Here is a 26,331-nt window from a genome sequence, read left to right as displayed (position 1 = left end):
GCCTACCGGTTCCTGCCGTGGCAGTACTTAAACTTCTTGCCGCTCCCGCAGGGGCAGAGGTCGTTGCGGCCCACGTTGGCGTACGGGTCGCCGCTCTCGGCCTTAACGTAGGTGCGCACCGTGGAGCCCGCACCCGCCCCAGCACCAGCACCAGCCGCAGCGCCAGCCCCGGCACCCGCGCCCGCCGCCATCGCGGCGGCCTGCTGGCGCAGGGTGGAGGCAGCGGCGGCCTGCGCGCCGTCGACCTCCGTCGGGCCGGAGTAGGTTGCGCCGGCGAGCGCGCCGTCCTCCGAGGGCTGCTCCACCGCGGCCTGCGGGGCACGGCGCACCTCAATGCGCAGCACCGTGCGCAGGTAGTCCTCGTACATGGTGTCCACGAGCGTGCGGAACGCGGCAAAGGCCTCGCTCTTGTACTCCACGAGCGGGTCGCGCTGGCCAAAGCTGCGCAGTCCTATGCCCTGCTTGAGGTAGTCCATCTCCTGCAGGTAGGTCATCCAGCGGGTGTCGATCACGCGGAGCATCACCTGGCGGTTGAGGTTCTGCATGAGCTCGTCGCCCAGGCGCTCGCAGCGCTCGTCGTAGCAGCGCTTCACAAACGCAAGCACATCCTCGTTAAGCTGCGCCGCGGGCTCGTCGGCAAAGCGCGGTGCATCGGGGCGGCCGGTGAGCTCCACGAGCCACTTGTGAAGCCCCTCTAGGTCGCGCTCACCGTCGCGAGCGTCCTCGGGGCAGAACTCGCGCACGCAGCGCTCCACGGTATCGGTCATGACCTCGTTGATGTGCGCAGTAAGGTCCTTGCCGTCGAGGATCTTGTTGCGCTCGGCATAGATCACCTGGCGCTGCTTGTTCATAACGTCGTCGTACTCGAGCACGTTCTTACGCATCGAGAAGTTGATGTTCTCAACCTTGCGCTGGGCGCCCTCGACAGCCTTGGAGACGAGTTTGGCCTGGATGGGCATGTCGTCCATCTCTGCCTTTTGCATGAGATTCGAAATCTTGTCCATGCGCTCGCCGCCGAAGAGGCGCATGAGGTCATCTTCGAGCGACAGGTAGAACTGCGTCTCACCGGGGTCGCCCTGACGGCCGGAGCGGCCGCGGAGCTGGTTGTCTATACGACGGGACTCATGGCGCTCGGTGCCGATGACGCAGAGGCCGCCGAGACCCACCACCTGCTGGTGCTCGCGGTCGCACACCTCGCGAGCGCGCGCGAGCTCGGTCTCGTAGACCTCGGCGATGCGTGCGAGCACGTCCGGCTCGACCTCCACGCCGGCGTCGGCGAGCTGCTCGGGGTCGATCACGCCGTGGTCGGAAAGCGCGAGCACGCGGTCGAGCACGGCAGGGTCGATGCCAAAGTCATAGGCGCGCGTCGCCTCGTCGGCAAGCGCCTCGGGGTTGCCGCCGAGCAAGATGTCCGTACCACGGCCGGCCATGTTGGTGGCGATGGTGACCGCGCCCAGGCGGCCCGCCTGCGCCACGATCTGCGCCTCGCGCTCGTGGTACTTGGCGTTCAAGACCTCATGCTCGATACCGCGCTTGTCGAGCAAGCGCGAGAGGCGCTCGGAGCTCTCGATGGACACGGTGCCCACGAGCACGGGCTGTCCCTCGGCGTGACGCTCGGCCACGTCCTCCACCACCGCACGGAACTTGGCGTCGATGGTGCGGTAGATGAGGTCGTCGTGGTCGACGCGCTGGGACTCCTTGTTGGGCGGAATCACCTGGACGGGCAGCTTGTAGATCTCGCGGAACTCGGCATCCTCGGTCATGGCGGTACCCGTCATGCCCGAGAGCTTGTCGTAGAGGCGGAAGTAGTTCTGCAGGGTGATGGTCGCGAGCGTCTGGTTCTCCTCGCGCACCATGAGGCCGTGCTTGGCCTCGATGGCCTGGTGCAGGCCCTCGGAGTAGCGCCTGCCCTCCATGATGCGGCCCGTGAACTCGTCGACGATCTTGACCTCGCCGTTCACGATGACGTACTGCTTGTTCAGATGGAACATGTACTGGGCCTTGAGAGCCTGCTGGAGGTGGTTGGCCATCTGACCGGAAAGGTCGGCGTAGATGTCGTCCACGCCAAGGCGCTTCTCAATCTTCTTCAGGCCCTGCTCGGTCGCGGCGATGGTGTGCTTGGCCTCGTCCATCACAAAGTCGCCGTCGGGCTCGGGCATGGGCTCCATGGAGAGCGGGTCGGGCTGGATCTCCTCGGCGCGCTTGAGGCCGCGCACCGCATGGGCAAAGTCGCGGTAGGTGCTCGCCGAGCGGGTGCCGGCGCCGGAGATGATAAGCGGGGTGCGCGCCTCGTCGATCAAGATCGAGTCGACCTCGTCGACGATAGCGTAGGCATGCCCGCGCTGGACGCGCTGCTCGGCGCGCATGACCATGTTGTCGCGCAGGTAGTCGAAGCCAAACTCCGCGTTGGTGCCGTAGGTGACGTCCGCCGCGTAGGCGGGGCGCTTCTGGTCGAGCGGCATGCCGTTCTGCAGAAGGCCAACCGTCATGCCGAGGAAGCGGTAGATGCGGCCCATCCACTCGGAGTCGCGCTTGGCGAGGTAGTCGTTGACGGTCACCACGTGCACGCCCTTGCCGGCGATGGCGTTGAGGTAGCCGGCGAGCGTGGAGACGAGCGTCTTGCCCTCGCCGGTCTTCATCTCGGCGATCTGCCCCTCGTGCAGCGCCATGCCGCCGATGAGCTGCACGTCGAAGTGCCGAAGCCCGGTCGTGCGGCGCGACGCCTCGCGCACCGTGGCAAAGGCCTCGGGGAGCATACTGTCGAGCGACTCACCGGCGGCGTAGCGCTCGCGGAAGAGCTCGGTCTGGTGCGCAAGCTCCTCGTCGGTCATCGCTCGGTACGTGGGCTCGAGGTCGTTGATCTTGTCCGCGATCTTGCGGTAACGCTTAATATCCTTGTCCGAGCCGATGGAGAGCAGCTTGGTCATGAAACCCATGGGTGGTCCTTTTCGTATTGCGGTCGGTCGGGCCCTCTTGCCCGCCTACGGTCAGAGTCAGACGAAGATACTCTATCCCTTTGCGCGGACCGGTTTGCGCAGGTTGCGTGTACGCACGGAGAAACCATCGTGCATGCGCTCGCTGGTTCCCAGCTGCTATGCGGTAGGGCCCGTTCGGGATTACTCTGGGGCTCATCTTCGCGTTCTGCAGCTTGAGGGGCGCAGCACCACTCAGCCCAGGAAATCGCTCCAGAGAAATCCTGAACGGGCCCTACCGCATAGCCGGGTGTCCAGACGATGCCCACACGAGAGCTAGAAGGCAAGACTCATGTGACTCAAACCCCGTCCCCAAATGAGCCACCCCGGCCCGCACGCGGTACGGACCGGGGTGGCTCTCACACACGGCAAGCAGAACGACCGCGCCTACGCGAGATCCTCACCGTTGGTCTCGATGACCTTCTTGTACCAGTAGAACGAGTCCTTGCGGCTGCGCTCGAGCGTGCCCTCGTCCTTGTTGTTCTTATCGACGTAGATAAAGCCGTAGCGCTTATCCATCTCGCCGGTCGAGGCGCTCACCAGATCGATGCAGCCCCACGGCGTATAGCCGATGAGGTCCACGCCGTCCTCCTCCACGGCCTTCTTCATCTGCGCGATGTGGTCGCGGAAGTAGTCGATGCGGTAGTCGTCGTGGATCGAGCCGTCCTTCTCCACCTTGTCGTAGGCGCCCAGGCCGTTCTCGACGATAAAGAGCGGCAGGTGGTACATATCGGTAAACCAGCTGAGCGCGTAGCGCAGGCCCACCGGGTCGATCTGCCAGCCCCAGTCGCTCGCCTTGACGTACTTGTTGCGCACCAGGTCGCGCGACTCATCGTAATCAAACGACTCGTCTTTGCCGTTCCACTTGGTGCAGAACGACATGTAGTACGAGAAGCCGATGTAGTCGACGGTGCCGGCGGCGAGCGCCTCGAGGTCGTCGTCGGTGATGTCGAGCTCCCAGCCGCGGCGGCGCCACAGCGCGGTGATGTTCTCGGGGTAGTAGCCGCGCGCGTGCACCGTGGCAAAGAAGAAGCGGCGCTCCATGGCGCGGTGCGCCATGAAGACGTCCTCGGGCTTGCAGGTGGCCGGGTAGATGGGCGTCATGGCGATCATGCAGCCGATCTTAAAGTCGGGGTTGATCTTCTTGCCCTCCTCCACGGCCAGCGCGCTCGCCACGAGCTCGTAGTGCACGCTCTGGTACATGAGCTTCTCGGAGTCCTCGCCCTCCTCGACGATGATGCCCGAGTTGGTGAGCAGCGACCACGAGTCGCGGTAGTTGGTCTGGTTGTTGATCTCGTTGAAGGTCATCCAGTACTTGACCTTGTCGCGATAGCGCTCAAAGCAGACCTTGGCAAAGCGCACAAAGAACTCGATGAGCTTGCGGCTGCGCCAGCCGCCGTAGCGCTTGGTGAGCATGAGCGGCATCTCAAAGTGCGAGAGCGTGATGACGGGCTCGATGCCGTGGGCCAGCAGGTCGTCAAAGAGGTCGTCGTAGAACTTTAGGCCCTCCTCGTTGGGCTCAAGCTCGTCGCCCTCGGGAAAGATCCGGCTCCAGGCGATGGAGGTGCGGAAGCACTTGAAGCCCATCTCGGCAAAGAGCTCGATGTCGCCGTGATAGCGATGATAGAAGTCGATGGCCTCGTGGTTGGGATAGCTCTCGCCGGGGATGATGTCGCCGGTGTAGCGCCGGCGCGTGTGCGGGCCTCCCTTGGTGGCCACGTCCATGACCGAGAGGCCCTTGCCGCCCTCGTCGTAGCCGCCCTCGAGCTGATGCGCCGCAACGGCGCCGCCCCACAGAAAACCGTCTTTGAATGGCATGGGAATCCTTCCTCGACCGCGCCGGCGCGGGCGCATGCCCCCAAGGGCCGTCCGCACTCCAGCGCGCAGATACCAAAAAGCCCGTGGCGGCCGACCCTCTCTCGGGCCGAACCGCCACGGGTTCCGTTGCCGTGCTCGGCCCGTTACCAGGCGCGGCAACAGCTAGCAGGGAGTCGCATTAAGCCTCGGCAGCCTCGAGCTCGGCAGCGAGCTTGGCCTGCTCCTCGCCGTAGAGCTTGTTGTCGTAGCGCTTAAAGAACGGGAACCAGATCGCAGCAGCGACGAGGATGTTCACCACGGAGACGCCCGCGGCGACGATGCTGCCGCCCGTGCCCAGGAACGCGTTCAGCGGGCCAGGGGTGCACCACGGAGCGTTTGCGATGATCGGCGGAATGAGGCCGACCTGGAACTCAAAGTAAGCCAGGATGACGCAGACGGTCGGCGCGGCGACGAACGGGATGATCATGTTGGGGTTGTACACGATCGGCAGACCGAAGAGGATGGGCTCGTTGATGTTGAAGAGAGCCGGGACGATCTCGGCCTTGCCGATGGCCTTGAGCTGCTCGGACTTAGCCAAGAAGCAGAGCATGAAGGCGAGGCCGAGCGTAGCGCCCGAACCACCGGCGTACACGAACGGGTTGAACGGGTCGCCAGCGAGGAACATGTGACCACCGGCCGCGTTCTCGGCGAGGTTCGCGAGCGCGATTGAGCCGTAGAAGGAGCCGATGATCGAGGCGCCGTGGATACCCACCGACCAGAGCAGGTGGATGAGGAGCATGATGACGATCAGGCCGGGCAGCGTGTCGCAGATGTAGGTGATGAAGCCGAAGGGGATGGACATGATGTCGAAGATGTTCGTACCGAAGGCAAGCAGGATGCCCTGGATGAGCATGGTGACGATCGCCACGAAGAAGGCCGGCACGAGCGAGGTGAAGGAGTTCGCCACGCCGGCGGGCACGACGTCGGGGAGCTTGATGACGATGTGCTTCTGCACGCAGAGCGCGTAGAGGCGCACGGAGTACCACGCGACGATGAAGGTCACGAAGAGCGCCGAGGAGCCGAAACGCGCGAGGGTGCCGGTGCCCACGGAGAGGCCGTTGATAAGGGCGGCCTCGGGGTCGTTCAGGAGCGCGATGACGCCGTCGACGATCCCGAGCTGCGGAACGAGCATCATGAACGAGAAGAGGGCGAGCTGGACGGCGTTGAGCGGCTTGATGGCGATCTCGTCCTCCTCGGCGAGGATGTTCGCATACTCAAACGCGACCGCGATGATGAAGTAGATGGCCATCGAGCTGATCGTGGCGTAGTTGGCCAGCATGTAGATGTTGGTGATTTGGTCGAAGGAAACCGCCCAGATGGGGGCCAGCACCGGGAAAGCCTGCGGGAGAACGTTCACGACGAGGAACATCGAGCCGATGATGGTGATGCCGATCGTGGACATACCGGCCTGGGTGATGGCGCGGACCATGCGGAACTGAGCCAGCTTGGTCATCGGGCCCATCAGGTACTTCTCAAGAAATTCAAACAAAGCTGTTCACATCCTTTCAGGACGATTGTGCTGCGTCTGCGGAAACCTGGGCATAGCGCGCGTAGCGCTTGTCCGTGTGGTGGCGGATCTTCCAGAGGCGCCGGTACACGATGGCTTCCACAGCGATGCAGAAGACGCACAGGGCAACACCGTAGATGCCCTCGGAGAGGAACGGGAAGATGAGGTCCTTGCCAGCAACGAGGGTGATCACGGCGGCGAGCACGTACATCACCGCTGAGGCGGGATAGAACACCTCGGCGTACTTGAGCCGCTCATGGTCGCGCGAGACGCTGACCATGCACTCGATGAGCGCTACGCCAGACGCCGCGAAGCCGACGAGCGGAACCACGATTCCCCACGAGCGCGCGACGAACAAGATCGTGAGCCAGGAGATGTTGAGGAAGAAGATCAGCGCCGAGAGGTAGCGCACGAGCATGAACCGGTTGGAACGGGCGCCGCGAACGGCGTACTCGCTGCGATAGCGTTCATTGGCGTCCTCCGTGTGCCCCTGCAGGCGCGCACTCCGCGCGGCACCGCTCTGTGCGACGCGCGCGCGACGCTTCTTCCGCTCCTGTTTCTTAGACACGTTGTCCCTTTCCGTCGTCTACACCGTACAAAGGCCTAAGCTGCCCTTAGCCGATCAGGTTCTCGATCTGCTCGACGATGGCGGGGCAGTTCTGACGGCCGTAGTTGGCCATCGGGATAACGTCGATCGGCAGGCCCTGGGCCTTCTTCTCGACCTTGGCCTTGAGGTACGAGACCTGCGGCCCCATGAGGACGCACTGGTAACCGGCATCCTTGGGGTCCTTCATGGCGTCAACGCTCATGGCATCGATCGTGAGGTCGATGTTGTTGTCCTTGGCGTAGTCCTCCATCTTCTTCATCAGCATGCTGGTGGACATGCCCGCAGCGCACACAAGAAGAACTTTCATGGTAACTCCTCCTTTTCCTACCCGTCGGTAGCCAATGGCGTGGGCTACTTCGACTGGGTCTCAACCATCTCGTAGAGGTTGATCATCTCCTCTGCCAGATCCTGGCAGAGCATCGCAGTCATAAGGTGATCCTGCGAGTGCACGAGCAGCACGTCGACGGTGACGTGGTCGCCACCAGCCTCGCGCGACAGCAGCTTGGTCTGCTCGTCGTGCGCCTCGAGGCCCGCCTTGCGCGACTCAGCGAGCATCTCGCGAGCGGCGGCGATATCCCCCTCGCGCGCCGTCTTGATAGCCTCCATGGCGAGGCTACGCGCCGCGCCGGCCGAGGCGACGATACCGAACGAGATCATCTCCATGCTGGTGTCCTCTTCAGCCATACTTCCATCTCCTTCCTGTTACCTCGCGTTCCTGCGCTATCCCGAAGCGAGCGCAACGCCGGACTCCCTGCGAAGGTTGCGGCACGAGCCGCGTTGTTCGCGTGCACCTCGCTTGCTTCGGCAAACCTCCCCGCCTAAAAACGTAGACCATTTTACGCAGCCTACATACGGGCGGGATAGTCTCCCCGGGGGCCGGTTCTTCCTGCCATTTTGCTGGCTTTTTCCGTGCTTGAATGCGTGCACGGAATCACCTTGGCACAGCTCGGCCCTCGCTTGTAAAAGTCTACGTAATCAGACGCGCGCAGGTTGCGCAAATCCGTGAACGGTATGTAAAGACGACGGCATTCAAGTGCCGTTTTCCTGCGTAAACACTGTTTTTGCAGTGTAAAGTAAAACTGCTTGTTTTCGATGAACGGTCTATGGTGTTTCTTTGGCCGTTTTCTCTTGACAAATTGCAGCTTACCGTCTAGTAAGCTATGCCATTTTGCCTGCTGTGTGCGGAAGGTGCAGGTAGATATAGGAAGGTTGCTTGGGAGGTAGCGGGCGACCGGCGACAACGGCGGCACCACGCACGCGCCGAGGCAACTAGGGAGCGGGCGTTCCGTCCACCGGGCCAGGGGCGGCGCTGTGCACGCGATGGGGCACCTGCCGGCACGGCGACTGCGTCGGACGAGGTGGCCACGCACGCCGCCCCCAGTCGACCGCGCACAAAAAACGCCCCGCACCGGTGAGGGTGCGGGGCGCGGACTCGCTCGATGCGGGCGAGGCTACTCGGCGGCAGCCTCGGTCTCGGCGGCGTCCTCAGCGGGAGCCTCGGCCGGAGCGGCCTCCTCCGCAGGAGCCTCGGCGGCCTTCTTGGCGGCCTCAGCAGCGGCCTTCTTCTCGTACTCAGCGGCACGCTTGGCCTTCTCGGCAGCCTTGGCCTCGCGCTCGGCGGCCTTCTTGGCAGCGGCCTCCTCGGCGGCCTTCTGACGCTCGGCCTTCTTGGCGGCCTCGCGCTCGAGGGCGGCCTGAGCGGCGCCACCGAACTTGTCGGCGAAACGCTGGACGCGTCCACCGGTATCGACGAACTTCTGCTGGCCCGTGTAGAACGGATGGCACTCGTTGCAGAGCTCGACGCGAATCTCGGGCACGGTCGCACGGGTCACAAAGGTGTTGCCGCAGGAGCAGCGCACCGTGCACTCCATGTACTCAGGATGGATGTTGGGCTTCATGCAGGGACTCCTTTCGTGTTCTGGTTTCCGACCAGAACGGTAAGGTGCCTTGGTTTCCGACCAAGGTAAAAACACAACCGGTTTAGGATAGCACAGCCGCGCTGCCCGGGTACGCAGGCATCAAATCATCACGCTACCGCCACGCGCGAGTGACGGTGCTGGACCCGGCTTTAGCCCCGCTCCCTGCGTTTCCATTTGTTGCACGGCTTTGTCTGGCGCTTACGCAACCGGTAGAATGGGTAAACTCCGTCGCATTCCGGCTCCCGCAAACGCGGCGCGCCCAACAGAAAGGTTCCCCATGGCAGAGCTCTCCCCCACCCGCGTCGTCATCACCGTGCTCGGCAAGAACCGCCCCGGCATCCTTGCCGCCATCACGAGCGTGCTCGCCGACGCCTCGGTGGACATCCGCGACATCACCCAGAGCGTCGTGGATGACATCTTTACTATGACCATGATCGCCGACACCTCGGCCGCCACGCTCGACTTCCCCGCCCTGCAGGAGGAGCTCACCGCCGCGGGCGAGAAGATCGGCGTCTCGGTGCAGATGCAGCGCGAGGACGTCTTCAACTTTATGTACCGCCTGTAACCGCACCGCCTGCAACACCGCGCCATCCGGCACGTGCCCGGCGGCAAAACCGTCACGCGACACCCGTAGCCGCCGGCGCCGATAACCGACACCCCGAGGGTCGCCTCCCGGCGGCCCTCATGCCATAGCACCACCCGTCCTCACAACTCGCGCGCAAAGGAGGCACCCGTGATCGACCACCGCTACCAGCACAGCTCCATCTACCAGCGCCACATGCAGAACTTTGCCAAGTCGCGCCGCATCTCGCCGGCGTCGACGCGCCTCTACTCCGGCGCCTCCATGGAGCCCTACGACGAGGCGCTCTACCGCGAGCACGACGTCAAGCGCGGGCTTCGCAACGAGGACGGCTCGGGCGTGGTGGCGGGCCTCACGCGCATCTCCGACGTGCACGGCTACCGCAAGGAGGACGGGCGGTTTATCCCCGACGAGGGCAAGCTCACCATCCGCGGCTACGACATCGCCGACATCATCGACAGCGCCCACGCCGAGGACCGCTTTGGCTATGAGGAGCTCGCCTACCTGCTCATCACAGGAAACCTCCCCAACGACGCCGAGCTCGAGAGCATCGGCGCGCGCATTGGCAACCTGCGTCTGCTCGAGGACGAGTACGTGGCCGAGTTCCCCATCCCCACGCAGTCGTCGAGCATCATGAACGTGCTGCAGCGCGCGGTGCTTCTGCTCTACGCCTTTGACGAGACGCCCGACGACACCTCCGCGCCGCACGAGGTCGACGTGGCGCTCTCGCTTCTGGCGAGGCTCCCGCGGCTGGCCGCCATCGCACACATCACGCACGAGGCGGAGTCGAGCGGGGTGCGCGTGCAGGTGCCCGCGCCCAACGCGTCGTCGTCGATGGCCGAGGCCATCCTCGAGGTGCTCCGCGGCGGAGACGACTACACCCACCAGGAGGCCATGCTCCTCGACGTCATGCTCATGCTCCACGCCGAGCACGGCGGCGGTAACAACTCCACGTTTACCTGCCGCGTGCTCTCGAGTTCGGGCACCGATGCGTACTCGGCCTACGCCGGGGCCATCGGCTCGCTCAAGGGGCCGCGCCACGGCGGCGCCAACGCCAAGGTGACGCAGATGCACGCCGATATCCGCGAGCACGTGGCCCATTGGGACGACGACGAGGAGGTCGCCGCCTATCTCGCACAGATTCTGCGCGGCGAGGCGTTTGACGGCTCGGGCCTCATCTACGGAATGGGCCATGCCATCTACACGCTCTCCGATCCGCGCGCACAGATCTGCAAGCGCTACGCCCGCTCGCTCGCCGACGAGAAGGGCCTGGGCGAGGAGTTTACGCTCATTGAGCGGATTGAGCGGATCGCGCCCGAGGTGATGCGCCGCGAGCGCGGCATCAAGAAGCCCATCTGCGCGAATATCGACCTCTACACCGGGTTTATCTACAGCATCCTCGGCGTGCCCGAGACCCTCTACACCCCGCTCTTTGCCGTGGCGCGCATGGCTGGCTGGGCCGCGCACCGCATGGAGGAACTCTACGGTGCGCACCGCATCATCCGACCGGCGTACAACGCCGTGATGGACGACGTGACCTACGTGCCCATCGCCGACCGATAGGCCATGTGGGTCATTTGGGGACGTGCTCCATCTGACCCATTCCGTGCGAGCCTGAGTCATCTGGGGATGGGGTCGAGTTGCACCATCGGGCCACACACGACCCACGCGACAAGGGCCCACGCCTGGCGGGACGGCTCTGCTATGCTGGGGCGCGTGAACTCAGGTGAATACGGGAGGCGCACGTGATCTTTTTCTCCGACATGGACGGGACGTTCCTCTCGTCTGCCAAAACGGTTCCGGCCGAGAACTGGGCCGCACTCGATGCGCTCTCCGAGGCGGGCGGGAGTTTTGTGCCCTGTACGGGGCGCGCGTTCTCGGGCCTCGACCCACATATCCTCGCGCACCCGGCCGTGCGCTGGGCGGTTTGCGCCAACGGCGCGAGCGTCTACGAGGCCAAAACGGGCAAGCTCTTGCACCGCGTGCCGCTCGACCGCGCGCGGCTCCTACATCTCTGGGAGATTGCCCAGGGCCGCGACGTGCTCTTTGATGTTTTTGCCGACGGCCGGTGCTATTCGCTCCGCTCCGCACTCGGCGAGCTCGGCCGTTTTGTGGATGACCCCGCGCTCCTCGCGGCGATGCGCGCCATGCGCACCCCGGTGGACGAGAGCCTGCGCACGCTCATCGAATCGCGCGACGATGCCGATCGCGTCACCTACCTCTGGCGCGACCCGGCCGACCGCGACGCGCTGCTCTGTGGCCTGAGCGAGGTTGAGGGAATCGCCATCGTGCGGTCGCTCCCCATGAATCTCGAGGTATCGGACGCCGCAGCCACCAAGGGCACGGCGCTCACCTGGCTCTGCGCGCACGTAGGCGAGGACGTTGCCGACTCTGTTGCCTTTGGTGACAGCATCAACGACCTCTCGATGCTCGAGGCGGCCGGATGCGGTGTAGCCATGGCCAACGCCGAGCCCGAGGTCCGCGCCGCAGCCGACGCGGTCTGCGCGACGAACGACGAGGCGGGCGTTGGGCGCTTCATCATGACGCGTCTGGCGGGCGCGTAGGCGGACGTGCAAAAAACTCGACCCCCGATGTGAGTGTATCTTTTGGAAACGTCGAGTAGCACCCGTCGTTTCGAGCGATTATGACCGAAGAAGCCCCAGTTGAGCGCTTTAGCGTAGTAGAGTGCTACTCAAGGGTCTTGAAAGATGCACTCACATCGGGCATCGAGTTATCTGAAAGGCCCGCAATTCGCACTTCTCAAGGCGCGATCGGCTCTCCGAGGCGGGAACAACCCTCGCCGGGTACCGCCCACACACACCCGCGGGGACGCACCGGCGGCACTGACGCACGGCGGGACGGGCGCGGAATGATTCGATCAGTGTCTCCCTAGCTCGCGTACTCGTAGCGCACCGTGTCGAACATCCCCTCGGGGCGGATGCGGAGCGCAGGGATTACGGGCAGCGGCAAGAAGATCATCCCCATCACAGGGTCGAGCGGCGGCTCGATACCCGCAGCGCGCGCCGCAGCGATAAAGGCGTCGTGTTCGGCCGCCACCTCGCCTGCCGGCCGGTCGCTCATAAGGCCGCCGAGCGGCAGGTCGAGCCGGGCTACAACCTCGCCGCCCCGCGCAAGCACAAAGCCGCCCTCGCCGAGCGCCTCAACTGCCACCTGCATGTCGCATGGGTTGTCGCCCACCACACACACGTTGTGCGAATCGTGTCCCACCGTTGAGGCGATCGCGCCACCCTCGATGGTAAAACCGCGCACCCAGCCGCGACCGATGTGCCTGCCCACAAGCCCCGTACCTGCCGCGCCGTCGCCATCAGCGCCTGCCTGCTGCGCGGCGACGGCGCGCCCGTGCCGCTCGATGAGCATGATGCGCCGCAGGCCGTCGTCGGTCTCGGGACGCACGCACCCGGTGATGGCGTTGCCGGGCACCACATCGATCACCGCCTCGCCCGGGCGGAACGCATAGCTAAAGACCTCAGTCGAAAGCTCGGGCAGCTGGACCGAGCCGCGGAGCGCCTGCTCGAGCTCGGCCACCTGCTCGTCCGCCGGCGCGACCTCACCCACAAAACGGCCGTCCTCGGCCACGAGCGCGCCGGCCGCATAGACCTGGTGCGGTGCCTCGGCAAAAGTGAGGTCGTCCAAGATGAGCAAATCGGCGCGCTTGCCCGGCGCGATGGCGCCGCGGCGCTCGAGCGCGTCGGCCGGGCCGTGATCGAGCCCAAAGCACTCGGCCGTAGAAAGCGTGCCCATGCTCACGGCTACCACCGGGTCGATTCCCGCGGCAACCGCCATGCGGCAGGCGTTGTCGATCATGCCCATCTGGAGCGCGTCGGAGGGCGCACGGTCGTCCGTCGCAAAGCAGCAGCGCCGCGCGCGGGCGGGATTTTCCAAAACGAGCGGCGCCAGCTGCGCGAGGTCGTGGCTGCAGGTACCCTCGCGGAGCATGATGAACATCCCGCGCGAGAGCTTGTCGAGCGCCTCGGCGGGGTTGGTGCACTCGTGGTCGGCAATAACGCCTGCGGCAGCGTAGGCGTTAAGATCGCGCCCCGCCACGAGCGGCGCATGCCCGTCCACCAGGCCCGATACCGTCTGGCGCGCAGTGTCGATGCGCGCACAGGTCTCCTCGTCCGCCGCAAAGACGCCCGGGGTGTTCATCATCTCGCCGAGACCGAAGACCTCGCCCGGGTGCTCGTCCATAAAGGCGCGCATGTCCGCCGCCGTAACGTCTGCCCCAGCCTGCTCGTCGGGCAGCGCGGGCACGCACGAGGGCATCATGAACTTGATGGAGAGCGGCGCGCGGCGGGCGTCGGCCATCATAAAGGAGAGGCCCGTGAGCCCCGCGACGTTGACGATCTCGTGGCTGTCGGCGATGGCCGTGGTGGTGCCGCGCGCGAGCGCCATGCGCGCGTACTCCGCCGGGCGGATGTTGCTCGACTCGATGTGGAGGTGCCCGTCGATAAAGCCGGGCGCGAGGAAGCGCCCCGCGCAGTTGACGACGGTCGTAGCCGGGTAGTCGGGCACGTCGGCATCGCGGTCGTCAAAGAGCACGCCCACGATGACACCGTCCTTTACGGCCACGCGGCCGGGCGCCACGCGCTGGCCGTACACGTCCACGATCTGCGCGTTCACAAAGAGCGTGTCAGCGGGCACGCGCCCCTCCGCCGCATCGATAAGGCCCTGGAGCCCCGCCACCGTGTCGTTTGCCGCTGCTACCATATCGCACTCCCTCCCCGCGGCGCTGCACCGCGCGCGTATCTGTCACACCTCAAACTCGTTGGCTACATGGTACCCACTCCCCCGCCTGCCGGTCCGAGGCGGGCCGAGAAATGCGCCCTCGGGCAGAGCGCTCATGGAGAAGAAGACAGGCGCGTCTCCCCCCACCAGTGAGAAAAACGCACCCGTCCCCCTTTTCTCACTCCATGATCGGCGAGTTCAGCGCGCCCGACACCGACTGCGTGAACATCGGCAACCTGCCCACCGGCATTGGCATGACCTCCGACCACCCGCTCGCCGCGCGCCAGTCGGTGCGCCTGGCCGACCTTGCGCCCTGCCCCATCCTCTGGTCGGAGGGGTTTGACTCGTTCAACCGCTCGATCTTTAACGTCTACGCCGAGCGCGTCATCCCCTCGCCCATCGTGCGCGTGGCCGAGGACGGCACCCTCTCCCCCGCCGACGCCTACCTCGCGCTCGAGCGACAGCTCGGCTCGGCCCTCAAAGTGGCCACGCTCCTGCGCGGCAAGTAAGCCCCGCACGGCATACAACAAAGGCGGGTCCGCTTTCCTCAGCCTCGGGAAAGCGGACCCGCCTTTCTGTTTATCAAACGTGGCACAATTTGTGCCCGTCCCCCTTTTGACAAGGGTTAGACGAGACGCGCGAACTTACGCTTGCCCACCTGGAGCACCGCGCCTGCGTGCAGCAGTGCTGGGTCGACGTTGTAGCTCTTGGGGGCTACCGGCTGCTGGTCGATCTTGACGCCGCCGCCGTCGATGAGACGACGCGCCTCGCCGGCAGAAGGAGCCAGCCCGGCCTCCTTGAGCACGCCGGCCAGATAGACCTTGCCCTCGTCGTTGGGGGTGAGCTCAACGTGCACCTCGGCGATGTCCTCGGGGAGCTTGTCCTCCTTAAAGACCCGGTCGAACTCGGCCGCTGCGGCCTTGCCGGCGCCTGCGCCGTGGTAGGCGTCGACGATGTTCTCGGCAAGCGCGCGCTTGAGCGCGTACGGGTCGGCCGTGCCGGCGGCAAGCTCGGCGTCGATCTGGTCGACCTCGTCCACCGAAAGCGTGGAGGCGAGCCGGTAGTACTTACCGATCATCTCGTCGGGGATGGACATGACCTTGCCAAAGGCGTCGGCCGGCTCGTCGGTCAGGCCCACGTAGTTGCCGTAGGACTTGGACATCTTGCGCACGCCGTCGGTGCCCTCGAGCAGCGGCATGGTGAGCGCGACCTGCGGCTCCATGCCCATCTTCTCCATGAGCTCGCGGCCGGCAAGCAGGTTGAAGAGCTGGTCGGTGCCGCCCATCTCCACGTCGGCCTTGATCATCACCGAGTCGTATGCCTGCATGACCGGATAGAGGAACTCGTGCAGCGCGATTGGGGTCTGGCTCTGGTAGCGCTTGGTAAAGTCGTCGCGCTCGAGGATGCGCGCCACGGTGAACTTGCTGCAGAGCTCGAGCATGCCCTTGAGGTCGAGCGAGAGGATCCAGTCGCCGTTGTGCACGATGGTGGTTTTCTCGGGGTCGAGAATCTTCATGGCCTGCTCGACGTAGGTGGCGGCGTTGGCCTCGACCTGCTCCTGCGAGAGCTGCGGGCGGGTGGTGTTCTTGCCCGACGGGTCGCCGATCATAGCCGTGCCGTTGCCGATGATGAGCGTGACCTTATGGCCAAGGTCCTGAAACTGGCGCATCTTGCGCAGCGGCACCGCGTGGCCGAGGTGGAGGTCCGGCGAGGTGGGGTCGACGCCGAGCTTGATGTTGAGCGGCACGCCGCGCTCAAGCTTCTTCCTGAGGTCGGCCTCGGGCACGATCTGCGCCGTGCCGGAGGTGATGATGCGCATCTGCTCGTCGACTGAGAGCATACCTTCTCCTTGCTTTCTAGCACCCTCGCCGCCCGGAGCGATCCGCCCGGCGGTGCTGGCGATACGTAACTTTTTTAGTGTAGCGGAGGCGGCACGGGGCGGCGGCGACAATTCACGCGTGGAGTGGCACGGCGGCGCGATGTCGCGGGGCGAATGGGCAAAACCGAGCGGTCCAAACCCGCTTTCGAGAAACTCTCAAAAGATACGCTCACATCGGGGGTCGAGTTTTTTGGCGGCACCTGAAAGGCCCGGAATCACCCCCGAAACGCCCGCGCAACGGCGGCGGCGCGCTACAGCTGGCCGTGATAGGCGGTGATGGCGTCTTTGCCGTACCACTGGGCAAGGCGGAAGTTGATGTAGGTATCCATGTTGTCGCGGATATCGCCCATAAAGAGCACCTTGGGCGCCGTGGTGATATAGGGCACCTCCACCGTGAGCGCGTCCGTAGCTTCGATGCGCTCGATGCGCGCGCGAACCTGCCGGTCGTACTCCGCCGCCTCGCCCGAGACGAGCGAACGTGTGGCCGAGATGGCAACCAGGTCGTTTACGTGGCGGGTATCGAGCGCGAGCGCCGTCACCGCGAGGGCGAGCACTCCCAAGAGCACCGCGGTATACACCGCGAGCGCACGAACCCGGTGCGAGCGGGCGGGCATCGAGGGTTCTTGGGGAGGGATGGGAGAGCTGAGTGCACGGTCGTCGGACCGAACGGGCACAGCGGTGCTGCCTGCTGCGGCGTTGCGGTCGGGTGCGCCGACAACACTGCCGTCCGGCGAGCAGACCGAGGCAGCGACATCGGGTGCGCCAACACCGGAGGCGAGCCCATCAGACGGGCAGGCGGCGGTGGCGCTGCATGCGGCCACGCGTGCCTCAGAACGGCCCCCAGCGCAGGGAGCCGCCGCGTGCGCGCCGTATGACCCGGCGGCAACTCGCTCCTCCCCTGCCGCACAACCGAACAGCGAGGAAACCTGCGGCCAGCGACGGGCGCACCAGCCGGCCAGGTAGTTCGCACACCCAAATACCAGAAGCACAAAGAGGTCGTAGCGGATGTTCTGCACACGGCCCGGCCCCACCGATCCCATGGAATAGAACGTTGGGGTAAAGCTCGCCATAAAGAGGGCGAGCGCCCCGGCGAGCACGAGCCCCGGCAGCCGGAAGCTCCACCGCGAGCGCGCCGCAGCCCGCGCGAGCAGCGGCAGCACAAGGGCGAGCATGAGCACGAGAAGTCCGTTGGTCCAGAGCACGAGGTACTCCCCACCCGCGAGCACGCTCTTGGCGATAGTCGCCACGGGGCCGAGCGCATCGGTGGGAAATTGCGTTGCCTGCCGGACGGCATTGCCGGGGGCAGCCATCGAGGCGGCAAACCCGCCCACAAACACCAAGAGCGCTGGCACGAGCGCAAGGCCACGACGGCTGCGGTGGAGCACCCCCGCAACGGTTGCCCCGGCAAGAGCGAGCACACCCACGAGCGCCGTGACGAAGTTTCCGCCCGCAACGACAAAGGCCAGCAGGGCGAGCACTGCGGCGCGTGCGACCATGCCCGGGCGCGAGAGCGCACCGCGACGGGTGCGACCCAGGAGAATCCTGATGACAAGCGCGGCCATGACGAGCAGAAGCGCATGGTAGAAGGTGTAGTAGACCGCGGAGTTGTACCACCAGAACCCCTCGACAGGGCTCGGCAGCAGCTGCGTCTGGAGAAGGAGCACCGCCGCTGCGGTGGCAAGCCACACGGAGCGCGAGGCGCCGAGCACCTCGCACACCAGAATGTGCGAGACATACAACGTTGAGGCTACCAGGGTTCCCATAATGGCCACGGCGCCAAGGCCGTAGAAGCTCTCGCCCCACACCCCCGGCTCGAGCGCCATGAGAAAGATGGCCGAATAGGTGCCCTGCCAGCTCATGAACGTATCTGCCACCTCGGCGAGGGCCGCCTGCAGCGCGCCGATCAGGCCGCCACCCGCCTCGAGCGCAAGATGCACGTCAACGGCGTAATGCCAGTCGTCGGCATAGCTGTGGTCAAAGGCGGAGATCGCGACCATGGGGACGAGTGCCGCTACCAGAAGCGCCACGAGCACGACGGCGAGGACCCGCTCAAGGGCAGCACGGCCAAGCACGCGGCGAGCCGCCCGGGCGGTCTGCCGGGGCACCTCGGGCAATGGGCTCATGGCGCCTCCTTTCGTAGTTGCTGCACAGCGTGCATTGGGGCTGGCCCCGGCACCGCGTCAGACGAGGTGACAGCGCTGCCCAGCGCGGCGGGCGAACACGCCCCGGGTGCCCAACAGCTTACCCTCTCGGCTCAAAGATGCGCGAGCGCCCGCGCGCGTCCACGCAAACCGGATAGCGCCTGCCATCGTTTCCCACCAGGAAGCGCTCCTCCGTGCGCCGCGGACACGTGGCGCAGCTGCCCGCGCACGGCCCCTCCGTGGTGAACAGGCAGTGCTCCATAACCATGAGCTCGCGCGGCCCGAGATTGAGCCGGCCCGCAACGGACGGCGCGCCCGTCTGCGCAAGCTCGCCGGCAAGACGCGCAACCGACGCATCATCAAACTCGTCGGGCAGCCACACGCGCGCCGCCCCGAGCCCGCAAAATGCCGCAACCGCCTCGGCGTTCTCGGCGTACAGGGGAGCCGCGACGTCAAAGGGCGTGCCCGCCGCCCGCGCAATCGAGATCTGGGAGAGGTTCCGGCAGACGACGCGGCGGGCCGTGTGGACGAGCCGCGACACCTCGGGCACGTCCGCCGCACGACAGACCTCGTCGAGCACCACCGTCAACCGCGGTAGCAGCGGCTCCCATGCACCCGACGCCTCCGCGATTTGCCACGCAAGCGCCGCCACCTCGGGGGCACCGCCGTCCAGCAGCTCGCAGGCCCGCTCCGGCGTCCGGGCCAGAATGGGCGACGGAACGAACTGTCCCGCACTTGCCTCCAATCCCGCCGAACAGCGAAGCATGAGCTCGGAGGGCTCAGCCTCCCGGGCCGGCCGGCCAAGCTCGCACGGCCGACCCGAGTCGCCCAGCGCAGCCAATGCCGCGCGACCGCGCGCCACCGCCTCGTCCGTCGCATGTCGCAGCCGCGCGCTCGCCGTCACGTACACCTCGCTGCCCGGCTCCACCCGCCGCTTGCACGGCACCGCAATCCGCTCACCCGCCGCCCCGCTCACGGGACACGGCACGAGCGGCCAGCGGCGCGGCACGTCCGCACCCGCATCGGCCGGCAACACCGTATGAATCTCGAGCGTATCGCCCGCCTCCACGGCATCGGCAAGCTCAACCGTCACCACGCGGTGCCCGCGCTCCACCACCACACCCACCGGGGCGCCCTGGTTGCACGACCGCTCGAGGCTCATTAGCGCCCGACCTGTCCCCGCACGGTCGCCGCGCAGGTAGGCATCGGTAAAACCGCGGTTGAACGATCGGCCGAGCCGCCGCTCGAGCGCCCCGGCGTCAACGGTCTCCCCCGCCGCCAGGGCATCGAGCGCCGAGCGGTAGGCGCCTACCACGTTAAAGACGTAGTCGGGGTTCTTCATGCGGCCCTCGATCTTGAGCGCACCCACGCCCGCCCGCACGAGGGCGGGGAGCTGCCGAATACCAAGGTAGTCCTTGGGGCAGAGTAGCTTGTCGCCCGGCGCATCGGCGCGTTCGCGGCCTCGAGCGTCCTCCAGCCGCCACGACTGCCGACAGGGCTGCGTGCAGTCGCCCCGCATAGCGGAGCGCCCGCGCGCGAGCGCTGAGAACGAGCAGGCACCGGAGTAGCTGATGCAGATGGCCCCGTGGCAGAAAACCTCCACCTCCACGCCTGTGGCGCAGATGGCGGCAATCTCGGGCAGGGAGAGCTCGCGCGCCACCGTGACCCGCGAGCAGCCAAACACGCTGGCCGTAAGCTCCACCGCCGGCGCCGCCTGGGCCCCGGCCTGGGTGGATAGATGAAGCTCCACACCCGGAAGCCCCCGGGAAAGAGCACGAGCGAGCCCAAGGTCGGCCACGATGAACGCATCCGCCCCGGCCGCAAGCGCTCGGCGGGCGGCTGCGACGGCACGCGGCAGGCCCGATGTATCCACAAGGGCGTTCAGGGTGACGTAAACGCGCGCCGCGGGCGGGCGCGCAGGGGCGGCGGCATCAGCTTCCGCTTGAGACGAGCCGCAACGCAACGACGCGGCAGGGCGGAGCGCACCCGCGTGCGCGAGGGCGCAAAGGTCCGCAAGCTCCTCAAAGGTGAGCCCTGGCGCGGCTGCGCGGGCATCGAGACCCGGCTCGGCGAGGCCCGTGTAGACGGCGTCGGCCCCTGCGTCGAGCGCCGCCAACGCCGCGTCGAGCGAGCCTGCCGGAGCGAGCAGCTCCGGCAGGCGGTCGATGTTATCAGCAGAGTCCGCAGTGCGCGTCACCGGTGCCGCAGCGCCGCCCGCCGCCTCAGACGCCGCAGCCTCCCGCGCCGCGATCCCGCCATCCATCCCCATCCTCGCCTCCCTCGACTCGCACGTCTCCCGCGGGTGCAGCAACCCCTCGCCCGCGAGCCTCAAATACTCCGTCCCAGCCTACCGCTTTGTCGCGCGCTCACGGACGCTCCCCTCCCAACCGCCCGAAACTGCCCACAACGCGGGCAGCCCCAGTACAAAGGGCAGGGGCGTATTACGAAAGGACGGGGACTTTGTACCGCCGGCTTTGCACCAACCTGCGCAAAAGGGCCGCCCGGAACGCGGCGGCACCCGGCCAGTGCCTCCCAAGCGCCGCCGCCCCTGCGGCACCCTGCGCAAAAGCCCCGAGCCAGCCTTGCCCAGGTATGGCGTCGGTCTGGAAAATCCCTGCATACGTAAGATGCAAGCACCCCCGCAGACGCGATGCGCTATTGTGATAGGACATATGTACGTTGCCAACCTGCGGCATGTCGCGCCCGCTCGACGCGCTCCGCAGACGCTTCAGGAGGTCTCTATGGGTCCACGCGAGCGCCACATGAGGACTACCAAGACGCATCTCGTTCCCGCCATCGTGGGGTCGTTTATCGGGTTTCTGCTGATTGCCGGCATCGCCTTTGGTATCGGAATGCTCGGCAACGTGAGCCGCTGGCTCCAAGACCTGCCCGACTACACCAACACCGACCTCTACCTCACGAGCGAGCCCACCACCGTGCTCGACGCGCAGGGTAACCAGATCGCGAGCTTCTACGCTCAGAACCGCAAGTCCATCACCATCGACCAGGTCTCGCCCTACGTCCTCGACGGCACCGTGGCCACCGAGGACGAGCGCTTCTACGAGCACAACGGTGTCGACCTCATGGGCATCATGCGCGCCGTGGTGGTGCAGCTCACCGGCGGCCACGAGGGCGCCTCGACCATCACCCAGCAGCTCGTACGCAACACCATCCTCTCCGACGAGCAGTTTGACGACACGCTCGAGCGCAAGGTCCGCGAGGCCTACCTCGCCCTCAAGATGGAGGAGATCTACTCCAAAGAAGAGATTCTCATGATGTACCTCAACTCCATCTACTACGGCCACGGCGCCTACGGCATCCAAGCGGCGGCTGAGACGTACTTCTCCAAGAACGCCCTCGACCTCACGCTTGCCGAGGCAGCGCTTCTGGTGGGCCTGCCCAATTCGCCCTCGCGCTACGACCCCACCGTCAACCCCGATCTTGCCCTCCAGCGCCGCAACACCGTCCTCGACCGCATGCTCTCCAACGGCAAGATCACCCAGGAGGAGCACGACGCCGCGCAGGCCGAGGAGCTCGTCCTCAACGTGACCGAGAACTCCTCCACGGGCATCGAGGTCTACAGCCAGCCCTACTTTGTGGACTACGTGCGCTCGCTCCTCTCGGAGGAGTTTGACTACGACTCCATCTTCTCGGGCGGCCTCACCGTCTACACCACGATCGACCCCACCATCCAGGCGGCTGCCGAGTCGTCGGTGGTGGAGCAGCTCGACCGTTGGAACCTCGACGGCCTCGACGCCGGCATGACCGTGCTCGAGAACGGCACGGGCTACATCCGCGCCATGGTGGGTGGCCGCGACTACTACGCCGACAACGAGCACACCAACCACGCCACCTCCGGGCGCCAGGTGGGCTCCTCCTTTAAGGCGTTTACGCTCGCCACGGCGCTCAAGCAGGGCATGAACCCCGAGATCCGCATCAACTGCGGCTCGCCCATGTACTTTGACTACGGCGCCGACGAGCCCTACAAGGTGCAGAACTACGGCAATCAGAGCTACGGCACCATCACGCTCGCTCGCGCGACCGAGTACTCGTCCAACACCGGCTACGTGCAGGTGGCCAACGCCGTGGGCGTGCAGAACGTGATCGACACCTGCCGCGACCTCGGCATTACCGCCGAGATGGATGCGACCCCCTCGCTCACCCTCGGTACGCCCTCCATCTCGACCCTCGACATGGCCGAGGCCTACTCGACCTTTGCCACGGGCGGCTATCACCGCGAGGCCGTGGCCATCACCAAGATCGAGAACCGCGACGGCGAGGTTATCTACGAGCACCAGGACGCTCCCGAGCAGGTGCTCGACACGAGCGTGACCCAAGCGCTGACCGAGGTCCTCGAGGGCGTTATCTCCAACAGCGGCGCCACGGGCACCGCCGCGCGCCTCTCCGTTGACCAGCCCATCGCCGGCAAGACGGGCACCTCCACCAACACCTGCGACCTGTGGTTCTGCGGCTACACCCCGCAGTACACGCTCGCCGTGTGGACCGGCTATACCGCAGGCTCCATCCCCATCTACGTGCGCGGACGCGAGGCACTCGGCTCCGACTTTACCCTGCCGATGGCGCGGAACACCCTCAACACCATCCTCGAGGGCGTTGAGCGGGCCGAGTTCCCCACGAGCGACACGCCGATCGCCTACAAGGACGACTCGGTGTGGGAGGCTTTTGGCAAGTCGCTCAGCCGTGGTGGCGGCAGCTCGTCGAGCTCCAGCTCCTCGTCGAGTGAGCAGTCCGCCTCTACCGAGGAGGCTACCACCACCGAGCAACCCGCGACGAGCGTAACGAGCCCGACCTCCCCCACCACGCCGACCTCGCCGAGCTCTCCGAGCGCACCTTCGAGCCCGAGCACCCCGACGACGCCGACGGGCCCCACTACCCCCGCGACGCCGACCACACCCACGGGGCCGACGGAAGGGGACGGCACGAATACCCAGTCGGAGGACGCCTCGTAGGAGCAGAACGCACACGCTAACGAAAATGGGACCCGAGCAAATCGGGTCCCATTTTTTGTATCGAACGTGTTGGCGACTTTGCGCAACGCTGTTTCGGAACGCGTCCGAAACGCAGGCGGTACCGGCGTCTAACCCTTGCGCGTGTGCAGGAAGTAGTACACCAGAAACGCCACAAGAGCGATGGGCAGCAGGATCACCAGCGAGAACAAAAGGATGTGAGCGGCAGCAACAAACATGGGCTACGCCTCCTCTACAAGGCCGCAGATGCGTTGCAGCAGAAGGGAGACGCGCGCGCCGTCCTCATCCGTTTTGGTAATGAGCAGCACGGTGTCGTCGCCCGCGATGGAACCCAGGATATCCGGCAGGTCGGCCCCGTCCACAGCGGCGGCGATTCCCGATGCCATGCCCGGCTGGGCCTTGACGAGTACGAGGTTACCCGCACAGACCACGTCGTCCACGAGGTCCGACACCATGCGCTTGAGGTGCAGGTCCTCCGGCAAGACGTAGGTGCCCTCGGGCTGCTTGCGCAGGCCCATGGTGGCGATATCGCGCGAGACGGTCGCCTGGGTGCAGGTAAACTCGCGTGCGTGCAGCTCATCGACGAGCTCGCGCTGGGTGCGGACCTTGCCGTTGCGGACGATATCGCGGATGGCGTCTTGACGGCCGTTGCGTTTCCTGGGCATGAGGGATTCCCTTCGATATTCTGACGTATTCATTCTTATTGTATGCATAGAATAGCAGAATTATCTCCGTTATCTGAATATTAAAGGGCATTCCATCCGAAGGGTGGTGCATGCGTGATGCTCCGCAAAGAGGGGCCGGGCTCTGTGCGAGCCGTTGGCGCGGCGAGCATGCCACAGGACCCCGCAAGCAGGGCTCCCGGAAAGAAAGTCGCTGCTAGGCTACCGCCGCGTCGCGATGCGAGGTAGAAGAAGAACGCCCCGCTTTGCTGCCAAAGAGCGGTGCAAAGCGCGCCGAGAGACAGCAGATGAGCGCGTTTTTGCGCGCAATGGGCCCGTACATGATACCGAGATCGCGCCCTCCCACGCCGCGCAGAGCCGTCACCGCCTCGCGCGTGCTCGGCGCCTCGATCATATCGCGCACACGGGCGCACCGCTCGATGGACGAGATGTTGCGGCGGGCACAGACCTCCTCGATGCAGGAGATGATGCGCAACAGATGCGAGCGGTGGATCGCGAGGGCGAGCTGCTCGTCACTACCCATCCCCCAGCTCCGCGCCATCTCGCGCAGGCGCATGTAGGCGCGCTCGCAGCGCTCAAAGAGCTCGCGGTCGAGCACGGTCTCGGGCACCGGCAGCTCGGCAGCATGGTAGACGGCGTTCTCTACGCTGGCAACGCGCTCTGCATCCTCAAAGAAGGTGGCAAGGTAATCGGTCTCATCGCGCTTAAGGCCCGCGCGAAGCGCCAGGTCATCGATGCGCGTGCGCGAGAAGAGCTTGCCCGTGAGCTCGTCAAACGCACCGCCCTCTACAAACTCGTGCGCATGCGCCCGAAAGGCGGACTCAGAGCGGTACACCCCGCCGGGTGCCCCCTCCATGCGAGAGTGGCGCTCGCCATGAGCATCCAGGGAGTCGCAGGAGCGCTGGGGCAGCGCGGCGTCGAGCCCGTCGCGCGCGGCGGTATCTACCAAGCGCTCGAGAGCGCGGGGGCCGAGCCAATCCTCCTGGCGCATAAAGAGCACGTACGAGCCGCGGGCAACCTCGAGCCCGGCATCAAAAGCGACGAGCGTGTCAAGTGTATCGGCCTCGACCACGTCAAGCCGGACGTTGCGCTCCGCCGCGTGCTCGCAGATGGAGAGCGTGCGATCGCGTGAGGGCATTACCACGGCAACGAGCTGCACGGCGTCAAACGCCTGGCCGAGCACGCTCTCTAGCGCGCGAGAGAGCGTCGCCTCGGCATCGCGCGCAGCGAGAACGACCGACACGCTGGGGCGCTGTGATGCTCGGATTACCACGTTCGAGTCTCCCGGATACACGGTGGTTGAACTTGCGACCATGGTATCACCGGGTGATGAAGGTCCATTTCGGTCGGGGGCGCTGCACACTGAGTACAGATGTTCACCACGGCTACACCACACTTCGCCTGCGGCGGTGGGCCCGCTGGTTGGGCGGGGCGGTGAAGGGTCGGGCTCAGCACTTCGCGAAATCGCCCGACCCATCACCGCCCCGCCCGGCAGGCGAACTGCACCGGAGCCGGCTCCGTGAAGGAGTGTCCGGCCTCACGAAAGGAGGAAGACTGTCATGAAGATTCAGCCGAAGCGGCCCGAAAATGGCGCAAACGGAACACGTCCCCAAATGCACCACGCGCGCCTACGGGGCGAGGGTGAGGCTTCCTTCGGGGTAGCGCACGTACGAGAACACCAAGCCGTCTGCAGGCGCGGTGGGGCCTGCAGCCTGGCGGTCGCACGCGGCGAGTACCTCTGCCACCCAGTCCGGCTCGCGCCGGTGCATGCCCACCTCAACGAGTGTGCCCACGATCGTGCGGACCATCGAGTGCAAAAAGGCGTTTCCCGTTATGCGCAGCGCGAGCACTTCCTCGCCCATCTCCACCTCGCGCGTAAGGCCGACCTCCATGACGTTGCGGCAGGTGGGTTTGCCAATGGCGGAAGCCACCTTGCAGAAGCTCTTGAAGTCGTGCTCTCCGACCAGATGCGCCGCGCCCTCGGCCATGGCGGCATCGTCGAGCGGCTGGCGGAGCCACCAAACGTGCGGACGGGTGAGCACCGGGCGCGCCGGACGGTCGGCCATGCGATAGATGTAGGTGCGCGCCTGCGCGTCAAAGCGCGCCGAGAAACCGGGTGAGGCATGGTAGACGGCGCTCACCGCGATGTCGCGTGGCAGCAGCGCATCCATGGCGCGGAGCCACCTGCGCTGTGTGATGGCAAGCTCCTCCTCGTCCACCGCGGGCACGCTCACGTACTGGCTGAGCGCATGAACACCCGCATCGGTGCGACCCGCGCAGGTAAGCTCGATCTCGCGCCTCAGAAAGGTCTCGAGGGCGCGCCTGAGCTCGCCCGCAACGGTCGTCTGGCCGCGTTGCTCGGCAAAACCCGCATAGGCGGCCCCGTCGTACCCCAGGCGAAAGACGAGCGTCCCCGCAGCGGGCGCGGTGGTTTCGGTCGTGGGCATGACGA

At 65.8% G+C, this 26,331-nt stretch carries 19 protein-coding genes; 5 read left to right on the top strand and 14 right to left on the bottom strand.

All coding sequences use genetic code 11. The features are described 5' to 3' along the window. Window positions 1-2: 2 nt before the first annotated feature. The 7 genes from secA to rpmE form a co-directional block, all read right to left on the bottom strand. Window positions 3-2,936: a preprotein translocase subunit SecA gene (gene secA / locus B5G20_RS01805; protein WP_087354420.1), complete on the bottom strand. Its 2,934-nt coding sequence runs from the start codon at window positions 2,934-2,936 to the stop codon at window positions 3-5. Window positions 2,937-3,359: 423 nt separating this feature from the next. Continuing rightward, window positions 3,360-4,790, bottom strand: coding sequence for a 6-phospho-beta-glucosidase (locus B5G20_RS01800; RefSeq protein ID WP_087354419.1), 1,431 nt, complete (start codon window positions 4,788-4,790; stop codon window positions 3,360-3,362). A 178-nt stretch (window positions 4,791-4,968) separates the two neighbouring features. Beyond that, entirely contained in the window at window positions 4,969-6,318 is a 1,350-nt protein-coding gene (gene celB, locus B5G20_RS01795; RefSeq protein WP_204207615.1) for a PTS cellobiose transporter subunit IIC, read from the bottom strand. A 16-nt stretch (window positions 6,319-6,334) separates the two neighbouring features. Further along, entirely contained in the window at window positions 6,335-6,904 is a 570-nt protein-coding gene (locus B5G20_RS01790; protein ID WP_087354418.1) for a hypothetical protein, read from the bottom strand. Window positions 6,905-6,950: 46 nt separating this feature from the next. Beyond that, complete coding sequence (locus B5G20_RS01785; RefSeq protein ID WP_087354417.1) at window positions 6,951-7,250, bottom strand: PTS sugar transporter subunit IIB; 300 nt, start codon at window positions 7,248-7,250, stop codon at window positions 6,951-6,953. A gap of 44 nt (window positions 7,251-7,294) precedes the next feature. Then, window positions 7,295-7,627 (bottom strand): PTS lactose/cellobiose transporter subunit IIA, encoded by a 333-nt coding sequence (locus B5G20_RS01780; RefSeq protein ID WP_087354416.1) that lies wholly within the window; start codon window positions 7,625-7,627, stop codon window positions 7,295-7,297. Window positions 7,628-8,394: 767 nt separating this feature from the next. After that, window positions 8,395-8,841 (bottom strand): 50S ribosomal protein L31, encoded by a 447-nt coding sequence (gene rpmE / locus B5G20_RS01775; RefSeq protein WP_087354415.1) that lies wholly within the window; start codon window positions 8,839-8,841, stop codon window positions 8,395-8,397. Window positions 8,842-9,139: 298 nt separating this feature from the next. Between rpmE and B5G20_RS01770 the strand changes: the two genes are divergently transcribed. From B5G20_RS01770 to B5G20_RS01760, 3 genes are all read left to right on the top strand, one after another. Next, window positions 9,140-9,427 (top strand): ACT domain-containing protein, encoded by a 288-nt coding sequence (locus tag B5G20_RS01770; RefSeq protein ID WP_087354413.1) that lies wholly within the window; start codon window positions 9,140-9,142, stop codon window positions 9,425-9,427. 213 nt (window positions 9,428-9,640) lie between these two features. Then, the gene (locus B5G20_RS01765) at window positions 9,641-11,005 is read left to right on the top strand and encodes a citrate synthase (RefSeq protein ID WP_087354620.1); all 1,365 of its coding nucleotides are present in this window, start codon (window positions 9,641-9,643) and stop codon (window positions 11,003-11,005) included. 182 nt (window positions 11,006-11,187) lie between these two features. Then, window positions 11,188-12,006, top strand: coding sequence for a Cof-type HAD-IIB family hydrolase (locus B5G20_RS01760; RefSeq protein WP_087354411.1), 819 nt, complete (start codon window positions 11,188-11,190; stop codon window positions 12,004-12,006). Window positions 12,007-12,331: 325 nt separating this feature from the next. On the opposite strand, the gene B5G20_RS01755 is transcribed toward B5G20_RS01760, so the two are convergent. Continuing rightward, the gene (locus B5G20_RS01755) at window positions 12,332-14,170 is read right to left on the bottom strand and encodes an adenine deaminase C-terminal domain-containing protein (RefSeq protein ID WP_087354409.1); all 1,839 of its coding nucleotides are present in this window, start codon (window positions 14,168-14,170) and stop codon (window positions 12,332-12,334) included. 203 nt (window positions 14,171-14,373) lie between these two features. On the opposite strand from B5G20_RS01755, the gene B5G20_RS01750 reads away from it, so the two are divergent. Beyond that, the gene (locus B5G20_RS01750; protein ID WP_087354407.1) at window positions 14,374-14,697 is read left to right on the top strand and encodes a hypothetical protein; all 324 of its coding nucleotides are present in this window, start codon (window positions 14,374-14,376) and stop codon (window positions 14,695-14,697) included. A 116-nt stretch (window positions 14,698-14,813) separates the two neighbouring features. Here B5G20_RS01750 and tyrS read toward each other — a convergent pair whose 3' ends face one another. The 3 genes from tyrS to B5G20_RS01735 all read right to left on the bottom strand — a co-directional run bounded on the left by tyrS (window position 14,814) and on the right by B5G20_RS01735 (window position 20,471). Next, complete coding sequence (gene tyrS / locus B5G20_RS01745; RefSeq protein WP_204207614.1) at window positions 14,814-16,028, bottom strand: tyrosine--tRNA ligase; 1,215 nt, start codon at window positions 16,026-16,028, stop codon at window positions 14,814-14,816. A 290-nt stretch (window positions 16,029-16,318) separates the two neighbouring features. Continuing rightward, entirely contained in the window at window positions 16,319-18,190 is a 1,872-nt protein-coding gene (locus B5G20_RS01740; protein ID WP_087354405.1) for a hypothetical protein, read from the bottom strand. Between the two features lie 118 nt (window positions 18,191-18,308). Then, complete coding sequence (locus tag B5G20_RS01735; protein ID WP_158094359.1) at window positions 18,309-20,471, bottom strand: U32 family peptidase; 2,163 nt, start codon at window positions 20,469-20,471, stop codon at window positions 18,309-18,311. A 499-nt stretch (window positions 20,472-20,970) separates the two neighbouring features. Between B5G20_RS01735 and B5G20_RS01730 the strand changes: the two genes are divergently transcribed. Beyond that, entirely contained in the window at window positions 20,971-23,178 is a 2,208-nt protein-coding gene (locus B5G20_RS01730) for a PBP1A family penicillin-binding protein (protein WP_343283984.1), read from the top strand. 239 nt (window positions 23,179-23,417) lie between these two features. On the opposite strand, the gene B5G20_RS01725 is transcribed toward B5G20_RS01730, so the two are convergent. From B5G20_RS01725 to truA, 3 genes are all read right to left on the bottom strand, one after another. Continuing rightward, window positions 23,418-23,861: an ArgR family transcriptional regulator gene (locus tag B5G20_RS01725; protein WP_087354399.1), complete on the bottom strand. Its 444-nt coding sequence runs from the start codon at window positions 23,859-23,861 to the stop codon at window positions 23,418-23,420. Between the two features lie 214 nt (window positions 23,862-24,075). Next, complete coding sequence (locus tag B5G20_RS01720) at window positions 24,076-25,122, bottom strand: glycosyltransferase (RefSeq protein ID WP_158094358.1); 1,047 nt, start codon at window positions 25,120-25,122, stop codon at window positions 24,076-24,078. Window positions 25,123-25,507: 385 nt separating this feature from the next. Continuing rightward, window positions 25,508-26,326 carry a tRNA pseudouridine(38-40) synthase TruA gene (gene truA, locus B5G20_RS01715; protein WP_087354395.1) on the bottom strand — a complete coding sequence of 273 codons (819 nt, stop codon included), beginning with the start codon at window positions 26,324-26,326 and terminating at the stop codon, window positions 25,508-25,510. Between the last annotated feature and the right edge of the window lie 5 nt (window positions 26,327-26,331).

The sequence above is a fragment of the Collinsella sp. An7 genome, from assembly GCF_002159335.1.
GTDB lineage: Bacteria > Actinomycetota > Coriobacteriia > Coriobacteriales > Coriobacteriaceae > Coprousia.
Note: the sequence above shows the minus strand (reverse complement) of the source record. Positions and strands in the feature narration are given on the sequence as shown.

Bases quoted from the DNA above. Each gene is read 5' to 3' on its own strand.
- secA (WP_087354420.1), bottom strand. From the start codon at position 2,936: ATGGGTTTCATGACCAAGCTGCTCTCCATCGGCTCGGACAAGGATATT.
- B5G20_RS01800 (WP_087354419.1), bottom strand. From the start codon at position 4,790: ATGCCATTCAAAGACGGTTTTCTGTGGGGCGGCGCCGTTGCGGCGCAT.
- B5G20_RS01785 (WP_087354417.1), bottom strand. From the start codon at position 7,250: ATGAAAGTTCTTCTTGTGTGCGCTGCGGGCATGTCCACCAGCATGCTG.
- B5G20_RS01780 (WP_087354416.1), bottom strand. From the start codon at position 7,627: ATGGCTGAAGAGGACACCAGCATGGAGATGATCTCGTTCGGTATCGTC.
- rpmE (WP_087354415.1), bottom strand. From the start codon at position 8,841: ATGAAGCCCAACATCCATCCTGAGTACATGGAGTGCACGGTGCGCTGC.
- B5G20_RS01770 (WP_087354413.1), top strand. From the start codon at position 9,140: ATGGCAGAGCTCTCCCCCACCCGCGTCGTCATCACCGTGCTCGGCAAG.
- B5G20_RS01765 (WP_087354620.1), top strand. From the start codon at position 9,641: ATGCAGAACTTTGCCAAGTCGCGCCGCATCTCGCCGGCGTCGACGCGC.
- B5G20_RS01755 (WP_087354409.1), bottom strand. From the start codon at position 14,170: ATGGTAGCAGCGGCAAACGACACGGTGGCGGGGCTCCAGGGCCTTATC.
- B5G20_RS01750 (WP_087354407.1), top strand. From the start codon at position 14,374: ATGATCGGCGAGTTCAGCGCGCCCGACACCGACTGCGTGAACATCGGC.
- tyrS (WP_204207614.1), bottom strand. From the start codon at position 16,028: ATGCTCTCAGTCGACGAGCAGATGCGCATCATCACCTCCGGCACGGCG.
- B5G20_RS01740 (WP_087354405.1), bottom strand. From the start codon at position 18,190: ATGAGCCCATTGCCCGAGGTGCCCCGGCAGACCGCCCGGGCGGCTCGC.
- B5G20_RS01735 (WP_158094359.1), bottom strand. From the start codon at position 20,471: ATGGATGGCGGGATCGCGGCGCGGGAGGCTGCGGCGTCTGAGGCGGCG.
- B5G20_RS01730 (WP_343283984.1), top strand. From the start codon at position 20,971: ATGAGGACTACCAAGACGCATCTCGTTCCCGCCATCGTGGGGTCGTTT.
- B5G20_RS01725 (WP_087354399.1), bottom strand. From the start codon at position 23,861: ATGCCCAGGAAACGCAACGGCCGTCAAGACGCCATCCGCGATATCGTC.
- truA (WP_087354395.1), bottom strand. From the start codon at position 26,326: ATGCCCACGACCGAAACCACCGCGCCCGCTGCGGGGACGCTCGTCTTT.